The organism is Solimonas marina, from assembly GCF_012241385.1.
GTDB lineage: Bacteria > Pseudomonadota > Gammaproteobacteria > Nevskiales > Nevskiaceae > Solimonas > Solimonas marina.
Window position 1 is genome coordinate 20568 of record NZ_JAAVXB010000014.1, and the last position, 12622, is coordinate 33189.

Below are 12622 nucleotides of genomic sequence, written 5' to 3' on the forward strand. Positions count from 1 at the left end.
CGGAGCATCATTCCGCCTCTCTTGCCGCTCGGCTGCCTGATTGCAATGCGCTATCGAGACACCTGACCCAGGTGTGGCGGCTTATGTGGCCGCCAACTTGGGTTCTCCAACCGAGCTCGCGGCGTGCATAGCCCCCAGGTGGTCATCACTTCGGGTGGTACGTGGGTACCATAGCCTGACGTAGGGCCTCGCGGACCGTGTCGGGTCGCTCCATAGGCAGGAAATGGGTGGTTCCGGGGAGGGCGTTCACTTCGGCGCAGGGCAGTAAGGCGTGCAGGCGCTGGCGTGCCCTTGGCGAGAACGTTGAAGCGCGTTCCGCGGCCAACGCGATCACCGGACACTGCAACCGACGGATGCCGGGCCAGGGGTTGTGTTCGGTATGGGCGAAGGTGGTGCTCTCCCACTCGGGCGCACAGGCCAAGCGAACGTGATCGCCACGCTGCACGAGGCCGTGCTGGACATAGGCTTCAAGCCATGCCTCGGGCCAGGTCTTGAAGCCACCGCGGCCACGAAAGTTGGCAAGCGCCGCGGCATGCGAGTCGAATACCCTGCGCCGGCGTGCCGCGCCGGCGGCCAGTGAGAACCGGTGCGACCGGCGAAGCAGCTTGGCCAGCCACAACTGCCAGCCCTGCCAGCGATCCATGATCGCGGGCTCCGCCAGTAGCAGCCCGTGGACCTTGTCCGGCTGTCGGGCCGCGGCCATGATGCTGGTGGTGGCACCGATGGAATGGCCGGCCAGCCAGACCGGCGCATCCAGGCCCTCCAACCAGGCGGTAAGATCCTGGTAGTAGGTTTCCCAGCCACGGAACTTCGCGATATCCGCGGCCTCGGCGCTGGCCCCGTGGCCGCGCATGTCCCAGGCCAGCACGTTGCAATCGCCCGCCAGCTCGTCGAGCAGCGGCCGGTACAGTCGACCATGGAAACCTGTCGCGTGCGCCCAGTGCAGAGTAGGGCGTCCGTCCGATTGCGGCCACCGCCACTGCACGATGTCCCGGCCGTCCGGGGCGGTGAAGCCGTCGCGCTCGATCACGTCGCGCGTCTCAGTAGGACTTGGGCAGGCCGAGGACATGTTCACCGATGTAGTTGAGCAGCATTTCGTTGTTGATGGGTGCGACCTCCATCAGCCGGGCCGAGGGCCATAGCGTGATGATGTCGTAGTCCCTGTCGAAGCCGTAGCCGCCGTGGGTCTGCAGCGCGGCCTCGACGGCTTTGACCGCGGCACGCGAGCCCAGCAATTTCGCCATGTTGGCGTGGGCGCCGGCGTTGCCGCCGGCGTCGAAGGTCGCGGCAGCCTGGATCATCATCAGCCGTGCGGCCTCCAGTTCGGCCTTGGCCTCGGCCAGCCGGTGCTGCAGGGCTTGGTAGCTGCCGATGGGGACGCCGAAGGGTTTGCGTTCGTTGGCGTAGGCGACGGCCTTTTTCAGCGCATAGTTGCCCAGGCCCACGGACATGGCGGTCACGAGCAGGCGTTCCGAGTTCAGCGCCTCGAACATGGCGGCCAGGCCCTCTCCCGGCTTGCCGATCAAGCGGTCCGCGGCGAGCTCGACCTCGTCGAAGAAAACCAGGTACTGCCGCTCCGGCCAACCGACGTCGATATTCAGGGGCTGCAGTTCCACGCCGGGCGCATCGGTATCCACCACGAACAGTGACATACCCTCGGTGCGGCGCTCGACCTCGCCGGCCTTCTGGGTGCGGGCCACGACCAGCATACGGTCGGCGTCCGCTGCGCCGGAAATGAATACCTTGCGCCCGGTCAGTCGGTAGCCGTCGCCATCCCGTGTCGCCAGTGAGGCCATCGCGAAGCTGTTGGTGCCGGCATCCGGCTCGGTGATGGCGAAGCACAATTTCTCGGCCCCGCTGATCGTCGGTTCGACGAAACGCTCGAACTGCTCAGGCGTGCCGTGGCGGATGATCGGCACCCGCGCAAAGCCGGTGAGCAGCAGCATGGGCAGCACCAATCCGGCCTCGGCCAGCGCTTCCATGAGCGCCACCAGTTCCACCTGGCCGCCGCCCGTGCCGCCCAGATCTTCGGGGATGGTAATGCCAAGCAGTCCGTATTCGCCCAGCGCCTCCCAGGCCTCCTGCGGGAAGCGGTGGTTATCGATGCATTCGCGCATGTATTCCCGGGAAAAGCCTTCGCTCACGATGCGGGCGGCCTCGCGGACATCGCGCATGCGCTCGGCGACGCTGGCCTGGTCGAACCCGATTTCGGTTGCAGTGCTCATCATGATCTTCTCCTCGCGGTCACCCGTCCGGGGCGAACAGGTTGCGTTTGCCGTCGTTGTGCACACGGCCCCTCCGGTCGAGAAATTCCTCGTTCGTCATGGCATCGAGCAGACCGGCATCGTCTGGCGTGTTGGCCACAAAGCGCCGGCCATCGCTCAGGCGGCCGAGGACGATGCCGTGAACCGGCCGGTCGGCGCGGTCGTGCATGACGGTGTAGGTCTCGATGCGGCCCTGGTCGTCGGCCTGCTCCACCGTATCCACCACGGGGCCGGCGTCGATCTCCGCTTGCAGACCGGCTGCATCGATCGGCCGCCAACCGCCGGTGGGCGGCTGTCCGCCGTAGAGCCCCAGCGAGTGCTTGCTCATGTACCAGCCCACGCCGCTGACCAGTCCGGTGGCGCTTCGGTCGGCGCGGATGCGGTTCATGATCTCGGCGATGGCGTGGGTGCAATAGTTGTTGCCGGGCCCGCCGTGGTAAGCCAGTCCGCCCGTGACGGTCAGCGGCCGGGGGTCATGCGCGGCGATGCCCAGCGCGTCGCGCGCCATCTGCACCGCGCTGGGGAAGCAGCTGTACAGGTCGAGGTGATCGATCTCGTCGATGGCGAGCCCGCTGGCCGCGGTCAACCGCTCGCCGCAAGCGGCGATCGCCGGCGAGCGGGACAGATCCGCCCGCTCGGACACGAACCAGCGCTCGTGGGCGTTAGCCGCGGCCAGGGGGTACACCCAGCGCTCGGGGTCGATGCCCAGCTGCCGGGCCTTGGCCGCCGACATCATCACCAGCGCGGCGGCCTGATCCACGGCGATGATGGCGTTCATCTGCTTGGTGTAGGGCGCACCGACCATGCGGTTTTTCGGTGTGCGCTCGGCGATATCGGCCGCCGATAGCGGCTCGCGGCGCCAGGCCTGCGGATTGCGCACCGCGACGGCATTGAGCCGGGCATACAATTCGCCCAGCATCTGCCGGTGCTCGATCGGGCCATGGCCGTAGCGGCCGCGCAGGGCCTGCTCGAACAATGGATAGATCTGGATGGGCAGATCCAGCCAGTGGCGTTGTTCCGTCGCATTGGTCGGCTCGCGGTCGTCACCGAGCAGCCGCGGGCCCTCACCGGTATTGGTGTCGATCACCCCGGACAGGCCGGCGCCCTTGCCGCGCATCTGCGTGGCAAGGGCCTCACCCCCCGCGATCAAGGCACAATCGAGCTCGCCGGCGGCGATGCGGTCGGCGTAATACCCCACCAGCCACTGGCCCATGTTGCCGCCGATGGGGGTGTAGAAGCGCTCGCCGGCATCGATGCCCAGGCGCCGCGCCAGGCTGGCCGGGGCGTCGGGATAGGCCGGTGCCAGTATGTTGAGACAGGTCAATGACTGGATTCGCTCCAGCACGCCGGGCACGCCACAGTCCGCGGCCGCCGCCCGGGCAGCCTCGGCGATCAGGCTGATCGGCGTGCGTTCGGCATCCGGCTCGCGCGCGGTGATCTGGCCGGCGCCGACCAGCACCGGGGTTGTCTGCTCATGCGTCATTATCGATCTCTTGATTGTCGACCGGCGCACCGAACAGTAACTGCACTCGGCCGCGGGCGATCGGCGCGCGGGTACCGACCTGCCGGCAGGTCACCTGCACCAGACTGGTACGGCGGCCCTGGCGAACGATCTCGGCGCTGGCAAAGGTGGACTGCGCCCGTGCGGAGCGCAGGTAGTCGATGTCGCAGTCCAGGATGCGCGGGCGACGACCTGCCGCGTCCTGGCTTTGCGCGGCAACACGCGCGGTGATCTCGATCAGCGCCCCCAGCACGCCGCCGTGCAGGGCGGGCAGCATGATATTGCCGATCAGGGCCTCGCGATACGGTAAATGCAGTTCGATACCGGTGCGGTGCTGTCCGATTTCGAGCCCGAGATGGCGGGCATAGGGGATGCGCGCCAGCAGGGTCCTCCAGGCGGCCCGTGTGTTGGTGTCAGTGCCATATTCGAGTGGCATCGATTGCCCTGGGGTGGTGCCGCTCATGCGCTGTTGTCCCCTTCTCCGGCCGCCTGGAAGCGTTTGCCCCGGGTATTGCGCATGAAGGTGGCCTTGCCCGTGGCCACCGGCTGCTCCCGGCCTTCGGAGAGGACGTCACAGTGGACGAAGGCGACATCGTCGGTGAGATGCAGACAGCGGGCCTGCGCCAGCAAGGCTCGGTCGCTGGCGGCCGGCCGCAGATAATCCATGCGCAGATCCAGGGTGGCGATGGGCGTCAGCTCCCCAGACGCGGCGAATACCGCAAGCCCGGCGGCCGAATCCGCCAGCGAATACAGCACGCTGGTGCAGATTTCCTCCGCATCGTCATCGGCGAGCAGCCATAGCTGCGGGGCCAGACGCATGCGGACCTGGTCGGCTTCCACCGCAACCACCCGCATGCCCAGGTCCCGGCTGTGAGGGACTTGCTCACCGAATTGGCGCGCCACAGCGACGGGGGCATTGTCTGGCGAGCCGCTTGCCCCGGCCATCAGTTGCGCGTCCGTTCCTGTTCCATCTCCGCCCCCATGTCGCCGCTCAGCTCATCGTGCGCCGCCAGCAGACGCGGATAATGCTTGCGATAAACGGCTTCCAGCTCGGCTAAAGGCAGGTCGGCGCGGGGGCCGTGATCGACCAGATACTCCATGTGGCGCCGCCCCACGGTGTCGAACTCGTGCATCAGCGCATTCTCGCGACCGTCGAAGTCCAGCGCCTTGACGCCGAAACGTTCGCATAGCTCGATGTTGAACGCCGGAGTGGCCTTGACCCAGCGCCCGTCGAACCACAACTCGGTATAGCCGTGGTAATAGAAGATGTCGGTTTGCATCAGCGCCAGCAGGCGTTGGCTGGCCAGGTGGTTTTTCACATCCGCCAGACCGATGCGCGCGGGAATGCCGGCGGCCCGGGCGCAGGCCGCCAGGAGCGCGGCCTTGGGCACGCAATAGCCGCTGCCGGCGGCCAGGGTGGTGCTGGCGCGCAGGTGGACGGGGTCGAGCGAGAATCTGTAGGGGTCGTAGCGGATTTCATCGCGCACCGCGTAGTAGAGCCGGACGGCGCGCTGTCTGTCATTGCCATCCCCGGCGCGATTGCGGGCAAAGGCCTGGATGTCGTCGTGATCGCTATCGATAAATTCGCCGGGCGCAAGATAATCGTGGGTGTCTGCATTCATGAAAACAGTGATTCACTCTAGGGCTGTGGCGCCTGCGGCCGAGTCCAGGATCACCGCAGCGTGATTCGTGTCGACGATGGAGCCTCGGGTAGATTGCGGATTACCCGCAAGGTCATTTTTTGACAACGAAGGGTCATTTGAAGACAACGGGAGTCGGCAGTATGTCTGGCTAGGGTGACGAGCCCGGTGAATGCATCCCTCGAAATCCGGCATCTTGCCTGTACTGCTCGGGCGGCTGCCCGAACCAGCGCTTGAACGCGCGCCTGAAATTCGCGGTGTCGTGATAATTCAACAGCGCTGCGATGGCCTCAACGGACAATCGGCTGTCACTCAAATAGTGGGTAGCCTGCTGGGACAGGATCTCGTCGCGGATCTGGCGATAGCCGCTGCACTCCTGTTTGAGCTTGCGAGCCAGGCTACGTTTGCTGATGAACAAAGCGGCGGCTGCTTCGTCTTCACTGAGCGTTCCGGGCGGGTGGGACAGCATCATCTGCTTGAGCCGGGTTCGGTAGTCCGGGTTACTGGTCCGGAGGCGCGCGAGCATGGCTTCGCATTGCTGCATGGCCAGGCGATAGTTTTCGTGGTTGGCGGAGGCGTTTGGTTTCCGACACAACGCCACCGGGAATGTGACCTTCAACTGCTCGCAGGAGAAGTAAAATGGCCCCGGTAAATAATCCGGGTAGATAGCCTCGTAGATAGGGGCCGAATGAGGGAAACAGACCTCGGCCTCATGCATCGGCCGACCGACGATGAATTCGCCAATTTCAAGAAATGCCTTCACCACTGTATCCGCCAGGCAACGCGCAATAGCCTCATCGAGCGGGACCTGGAAATTCGCCAGGCATTCCAGGCGATCCTCAACCTGTTGCAGGTGCAACTGGATGAAGCTGGCGCGCGTGGGCATGAATTCGTGAAACGCTTGTAGCGCGGTAAGCAGGTCGGGGCTGCTATAGGCGACAAAGCCCATCGCACCATGGGTTGCCGGCGTCAGGCGCGCGCCCAGCCGTAATCCGAACTCCGGCTCGCCCGACAGTTCCAGCGCGTTGCGCAGAATCCGGATCTGCTGGGTCGCGGTTAGTAGGCTGTCTTGGCTCAGCAACTGTGCAACGTCGAGTCCGGTGCCGCGCAACAGTTCGGGGAGTTGGCGCGCCGACAGGCCAAGTTCACGAGCGATCAGCCGAGAGTAATTCGACGGAATATCGGGTTCGGCGGTTTGCGAATCCGCCGCGGGCTGCGTCGTTGCCATGGGCGTTCCTCCACGTTGGCGGCAAGTGTCTTCAAATGACCCTGCATTGTCAAAAAATGACCTCGCCGGGATGCCGTGACGCAACCATCATCCAAAGTAGACAGGACTGCAGGAGAAGGGCATTGGGCAAGATCACCTTTATCGAGCACGACGGCACCGAACACGTTGTTGAATTCGAGGCGGGCGCCTCGCTGATGCAAGTCGCCGTGAATAACGCCGTTCCCGGCATCGACGCGGACTGTGGGGGCGAGTGTGCCTGTGGCACCTGCCACGTCATCCTCGCGCAGGAGTGGTTCGCAAAGACCGGCACGCCCGGTCCGGACGAAGAGCAGATGCTGTCCATGACACCGGAGCGTGCAGAAAGCTCGCGGCTGGGCTGCCAGGTTCAAACCACCGAGGCGATGGACGGCATGACCGTTCGGCTGCCCGAGTTCCAGATGTAAGCGTGGAGAACGCCATGTCAACACAATTGCAAGCAATCGATGTAGCCCAGACCCGGCTGGTCAACGCCACATCCAGAGTGGTGCCGATGCATTTGCAGATCCAGGCACTGAAGTTGCTGGTGAGGGCGAAGAAGAGGATCTTCGGCCCGCGCAGGCCCCCGGTCCACTTCGTTGAAGCGCCCGTTCCCGATGTCGGCACGCTGGCGCTCGAGGACATCGACCTCAGCAACCCCTTCCTGTACCGACAAGACCAGTGGCGCGCCTATTTCAAGCGGCTGCGTGACGAGGCGCCTGTGCACTACCAGAAGAACAGCCCCTTCGGGCCGTTCTGGTCGGTGACGCGCTATGAGGACATCCTGTTCGTGGACAAGCATCACGAGCTGTTTTCCTCCGAGCCGATCATCGTGCTGGGGGACTTCCCGGAAGGGATGCCCGTGGAGATGTTCATCGCGATGGATCCGCCCAAGCATGACGTGCAGCGCCGCTCGGTCCAGGGCGTGGTGGCGCCGCAGAACCTCAAGGAAATGGAAGGGCTGATCCGCAGGCGCACCGGGGATGTGCTCGACAACCTGCCCCTGGATGAGCCCTTCAACTGGGTGCCGGTGGTATCGAAGGAGCTGACGGGCCGCATGCTGGCAACACTGCTGGATTTCCCGTATGAGGAACGGCACAAGCTGATCGACTGGTCCGATCGAATGGCCGGCACGACAGCGGCGACCGGCGGTGAATTCGATGATGAAGAGAACATGTTCGAAGCCGCCGCCGAGATGGCCTGGGCTTTCTCCCGGCTGTGGCGCGACAAGGAGGCCCGTCGCGCGGCGGGGGAGCCGGCCAGCTTCGATCTGATCAGCCTGCTGCAGAGCAGCGACGACACGAAGGACATGATCAATCGTCCGATGGAATTCATCGGCAATCTGGCGCTGCTCATCGTCGGTGGCAATGACACCACGCGCAACTCCATGAGTGGCGGAGTGCTGGCCCTGAACGAGTTCCCGGAGGAATTCGCCAAGCTGAAGGCGAACCCGGCGCTGATTCCGAGCATGGTCTCGGAAATCATTCGCTGGCAGACCCCGCTGGCACACATGCGACGGGTCGCCACGCAGGATGTGGAACTGGGCGGCCAGACCATCAGGAAGGGCGACAAGGTCGCGATGTGGTTCGCATCCGGCAATCGCGACGAACGCAAGTTCGAGGATCCCGATCGATTGATCATCGATCGCAAGGGGGCACGCAACCATCTCTCCTTCGGCTACGGCATCCACCGCTGCATGGGCAACCGCCTGGCCGAATTGCAACTGCGCATCCTCTGGGAGGAGCTGCTCAAGCGCTTCGAGAACATCGAGGTCGTCGACGAGCCCGAGCGGGTGCAGTCCAACTTCGTGCGGGGCTATTCGAGGTTGATGGTGAAACTAACGGCGAATCCGCAGTAGGCCGGGTAAGCGTCAAACCGCCGGCACATCGCCGAGCGCAGTAGTTTTGCAGAGTTGCTTGATCGATCCATCCGAACGGGGTTTCGCGGCCATTGTGGCTACTGCATGACCCTTCGGGGTAAATGCGAGGTCGTCGCCAGCACGGCGAAAGTGTCTGCGCGATCGTCCGCCAACCGCAGGCACGGTTAATAGAGAGAGGCCATGGCGAACAAAGGGAAGGATGCGACGGTCATCGTTGGCGGCAGGCACGCTTCTGACGACCCTCATTCAGAAGCAATGGCCGCATGAGGCGGTCCTCATAAGCGACGAGCCCCTTCCGCCGTACCAGCGTCCGCCCCTGTCCAAGGACTACCTGGCGGGCAAAACGGCACGTGAGTCACTGTACCTGAGGCCGCACTCGATGTACGAGAACGCAGGCCACCGACTGCGGCTCGGCGAGCGCGTCGAGCGCATAGACCGGGTCAACAAGACCGTTGAGCTGTCGGACCAGAGCACCCTGGGGTACGATCGACTTGTCTTGGCCACTGGCGCACGCGTTCGACGCCTAAACGCACCCGGCGCCGACTTGGAGGGCATTCATTATCTGCGCGACATAGCAGACACGGATGCCCTGCGTAGTCAATTGAGCCCGGGGCAACGCTTGGTCATCGTAGGCGGCGGCTACATCGGCCTGGAGGTGGCCGCCATCGCCGTCAAGGGTGGCCTCAAGGTCACGGTGCTGGAAGCCGCCGGGCGCGTCATGCAACGTGTCACAGGCCCTGAAATCTCGGCATTCTTTCTCGCCAAGCACCGTGATGCCGGCGAGGAAGTGCGCCTGGACACCTCGGTAATCGGCTTCGAAGCCGACGACGACGGCCATGTGGCCGGCGTGGCGGTGGCGGACGGCAGCACCGTGCCGGTCGACGTGGTGCTCGTCGCGGTCGGCATCACGCCGGAAACCGCCCTGGCTGAATCCGCCGGTCTGCCCTGTGATGACGGCATTCTCGTCGACGAGTATGTGCGCAGCGGCGATCCCGCCATCCTGGCGATTGGCGACTGCACCCGCCACAGGAATGTTTTCTTCGAGCAGCCCCAGCGGATGGAGTCAGTCGCCAACGCGGTCGATCAAGCCCGTACCGCGGCGGCCACCCTGATGGGGGACGACAAGCCCTACGATGCCGTCCCATGGTTCTGGTCAAACCAGTACGACGTACGCCTGCAGATGGTGGGTCTGTCCAAAGATCATGATGAGCGGGTGGTGCGGGGCAACCCCAGGGACGGGGCGTTTGCGGTGTTCTATATGCGCGAAGGCCATCTTGTCGCTGTGGATGCGGTAAACCTGCCCATCGCTTTTATGGTGGGGAAGAAGCTCGTCTACCAGCACAGAGACGTCGATGCCGAGGCATTGAGTGATCCCGATATCGAATTGAAGTCTTTGGTCTGACGCATGCCGAGACTGCCGTCCGTGAACCTGGAGCCCTCCCGCGGCATGGCAGCGGAGAGTCGGGTATTACCTTCTATTCAAGGCGGAGCTTGTCCTGTGCATCGCTCTCTCGACGGCATCGGCTGAGTAAATCGAGGTGCATGCCGATATCCCATCCGGCCTGGGCCACATTACTATCTGCGTGACGGGACAACTCAACGACTTCTTGCATAAAGTCGGGACTGTATCTTGTTCGCTAGGGATATGGGTGTCCTTTTCAGACACTGTGGTCTGTTTCTTAAGTGTCCGTGACGGAGAATTGAACGTCACGCTGTGTTCCAGTTTACGACCCGACACTCACACAGGGATTGCCCACATACCATTCTATTTTACAGATTACATGTCACACGCGGAGTTGTCATCGAACCCACACTGTATTCCGGATACCCGAATTTTTTGCATCAGACGTAGCGCTTATCGGCCTGTGACGTCTGCGTACGGCGTGGTGCGAACCTCTGAAATGAAACTTCGGACACGTGCCAGTGGGCCGATGAGGAATAGAAAAGCGAAGAAGAAAGTATCTTGGCACTCTGTTACGAGCCAGATGGCACCGAACCGTGGCTTCCCAATCTCTACTCCCCCGCTGGAGCAGCCGTTTAAGCGACGCGGCCCCGCCAACAGACCAGTGATCAAGGATATGTATTCGATCCATATCCGTGGGTTTTGCGCTGGCGGGCTAGCTGTTGACTCTGTTGACTGGAACCTCCGCGCTGAACCATCCGATGGACAGCGCGGTCGCCAGCGCTTGAACCATGACGAAGATGCCAAGCGCCATCCCGAACCCAAGCCGAAGCGCCTCGCCGAACAGGAGGCTACCCACGCCGAATCCAGCGAATAGTGCGAAGACGTTCAAGCCCATCGCCTGTCCCGGGCGCTTTCCTCCAAGCGCGGTGACGATGCCCCCGAAGAGGGGCTGCGTCATGTCGTAGCCGAGAGAAAGGACGGTCACGGCCACAATCGCGAGTATCAGGGGACCGTTGAAAATCAGGGTAGCTGCACCTAGGGCACCCAACCCAAGCCCGATGGGCAACAACCTGGCGCGCCCCCAGCGGTCGGCGGCCCGGCCGATCAGCGGGCCGAACAAGAAACCAGGAATCCCGTAGCCGAGCAGGGCTACACCAATCCCTACCGGGCCAAGACCGTAACGCTGCTCGAAATAGACACCGAGCCACGTGAAGACGCCAGAGTGAAAAATCGAATTGACGAAAACATAGCCATAAGTGCGCTGCCCCCGCGGAGTGCCGATGAGATCGCGATATCCGAGGAATAGCTCTCCCATCGTCTCGGGAACAGCCTTCCTCCTCGACGAAATAAGTGAACGGCGGAGCAGCAGCACCACGAACACACCCACGGCGGCCAAGGCGACCAAAACAAAGAGGCCGCGCCAACCAAGCAGAGGCTCCAGCACGGCACCGAAAGTCGAGCCGAAAGCCATGCCACCGGCCATTGCTCCGAACAGCCAGCCGAGGGGCCGTCCACGTTGTTCGTACGGATACAGGCTGCCGATGAGCACCACGGCGAGCGGCACGACGCCACTGGCACCCAGGCCGGTCAGGGTACGCCACAGGGTCAGCTGCGCGATCGATTGCGCGCCTGCGGTGAGTGCCGTAAGCACCGCGAACATAGCCAGCGACGCAAAGATGAGACGCTGAATGCCGATTCGATCCGCAAGGAGACCAAAGACCAGCGTCGCCACGCCGTAAGGGATGAGGTAAGCGGGAACAATCACGCCAATCGCTTGGATGGACGTTCCAAAGCTCGTCGACAGCACCGGAATGATCGGCGCCACCATGTAAGCCTGAAAAAAGATGATAAAGGTTGCCAGCGCAAGCGCCCTGAGCAGGCGTTCGCGTTCGTCGCTTGTGGTCAGCATCAGGTTTCGCCTATGTGCGCAATCAAATCATTCGAGATGGGCTGTCTGGTTCGCTCTACGGGAAGCTCGTGTCCTTGACGTCAATTCAGCTCGCCAAAGCCGGTAACCAGAAGAAGTACGCATTGAGCATGTACAGCCCCGTAGCGATGAGGGTCGCCGCACCGGCAATTTCGAAGACACGACGGTAGGCCGAGACGAACCGGAGGTTCTCCAGCCAGCCCAGCGACCACGCACCCACGGCCAGCGGTACGGCACGCCCCAATGCAAAGGCCAGCAACAGCAGTGCGCCAAACCAGGGCGATCCGAGACTTGCTACCACCCCCAACAGCACGGCCAACGCCGGCGTGCATATCGGGCAGATCGCGATTGAAAAAGGGATGCCCAGAAGGAACGCGCCGAAGGAACTGTTCGGGCGCTTCACTTTGAAGGTGAATGCAGGCAGCGGAATGCGTAGCCATCCCGGCCACATCAGTCCGAGTACGATCAGCACCGGACCGATCAGCACGCCCCACTTGCGATCCAGCAGCTTCTGCACGCCCAAGCCGCCGAACCCGGCGACGAGGCCGAGCACGACATGGATCACGATCATCCCGAGAATGAACATGGCGGCGAAGACGAACGCCTGCCGGCTCGTGCGGGCTTTGGTCACATAGGCCAGCGAGACCGGGATGGCAGCCATCGCCACCGGGTTGAAACTGAAAACTAGGCCCGCAAGAAAACTGGTCACGACGGCAGCTATACCCGCATGTTCAAGAGCGAGGCGAAGCGAGTCGACGTCCAC

Annotated in this window: 12 protein-coding genes; 3 read left to right on the plus strand and 9 right to left on the minus strand. The window is 63.2% G+C overall.

The features are described from left to right. Nucleotides 1-145: 145 nt before the first annotated feature. The 7 genes from G7Y82_RS18665 to cypR form a co-directional block, all read right to left on the minus strand. Nucleotides 146-1069 carry an alpha/beta fold hydrolase gene (locus G7Y82_RS18665; RefSeq protein WP_168149715.1) on the minus strand — a complete coding sequence of 308 codons (924 nt, stop codon included), beginning with the start codon at nt 1067-1069 and terminating at the stop codon, nt 146-148. Next, nucleotides 1041-2228, minus strand: coding sequence for an acyl-CoA dehydrogenase family protein (locus tag G7Y82_RS18670; protein ID WP_206370864.1), 1188 nt, complete (start codon nt 2226-2228; stop codon nt 1041-1043). Before G7Y82_RS18670 ends, G7Y82_RS18665 begins: the two co-directional genes overlap by 29 nt. A 16-nt stretch (nt 2229-2244) precedes the next feature. Continuing rightward, nucleotides 2245-3747, minus strand: a complete 1503-nt coding sequence (locus tag G7Y82_RS18675; protein WP_168149656.1) for an acetyl-CoA acetyltransferase — start codon at nt 3745-3747, stop codon at nt 2245-2247. Then, entirely contained in the window at nt 3737-4201 is a 465-nt protein-coding gene (locus tag G7Y82_RS18680; RefSeq protein WP_168149717.1) for a PaaI family thioesterase, read from the minus strand. The genes G7Y82_RS18675 and G7Y82_RS18680 overlap by 11 nt, the downstream gene beginning before the upstream one ends. A 23-nt stretch (nt 4202-4224) precedes the next feature. Then, on the minus strand, nt 4225-4620 hold the full coding sequence (locus G7Y82_RS18685; RefSeq protein WP_240954415.1) for a PaaI family thioesterase: 396 nt from the start codon (nt 4618-4620) through the stop codon (nt 4225-4227). 89 nt (nt 4621-4709) lie between these two features. Then, entirely contained in the window at nt 4710-5387 is a 678-nt protein-coding gene (locus G7Y82_RS18690; RefSeq protein WP_168149658.1) for a transglutaminase-like domain-containing protein, read from the minus strand. A gap of 169 nt (nt 5388-5556) precedes the next feature. Further along, the gene (cypR, locus tag G7Y82_RS18695) at nt 5557-6633 is read right to left on the minus strand and encodes a transcriptional regulator CypR (RefSeq protein WP_168149659.1); all 1077 of its coding nucleotides are present in this window, start codon (nt 6631-6633) and stop codon (nt 5557-5559) included. A 122-nt stretch (nt 6634-6755) separates the two neighbouring features. On the opposite strand from cypR, the gene G7Y82_RS18700 reads away from it, so the two are divergent. From G7Y82_RS18700 to G7Y82_RS18710, 3 genes are all read left to right on the plus strand, one after another. Further along, nucleotides 6756-7076: a 2Fe-2S iron-sulfur cluster-binding protein gene (locus G7Y82_RS18700; RefSeq protein ID WP_168149660.1), complete on the plus strand. Its 321-nt coding sequence runs from the start codon at nt 6756-6758 to the stop codon at nt 7074-7076. A gap of 14 nt (nt 7077-7090) precedes the next feature. Then, nucleotides 7091-8506, plus strand: coding sequence for a cytochrome P450 (locus G7Y82_RS18705; protein WP_168149661.1), 1416 nt, complete (start codon nt 7091-7093; stop codon nt 8504-8506). Nucleotides 8507-8726: 220 nt separating this feature from the next. Then, nucleotides 8727-9929 (plus strand): NAD(P)/FAD-dependent oxidoreductase, encoded by a 1203-nt coding sequence (locus G7Y82_RS18710; protein WP_240954416.1) that lies wholly within the window; start codon nt 8727-8729, stop codon nt 9927-9929. Nucleotides 9930-10644: 715 nt separating this feature from the next. On the opposite strand, the gene G7Y82_RS18715 is transcribed toward G7Y82_RS18710, so the two are convergent. Further along, nucleotides 10645-11841 (minus strand): MFS transporter, encoded by a 1197-nt coding sequence (locus G7Y82_RS18715; RefSeq protein ID WP_168149662.1) that lies wholly within the window; start codon nt 11839-11841, stop codon nt 10645-10647. An 85-nt stretch (nt 11842-11926) separates the two neighbouring features. After that, nucleotides 11927-12622: a cytochrome c biogenesis CcdA family protein gene (locus G7Y82_RS18720; RefSeq protein ID WP_168149663.1), complete on the minus strand. Its 696-nt coding sequence runs from the start codon at nt 12620-12622 to the stop codon at nt 11927-11929.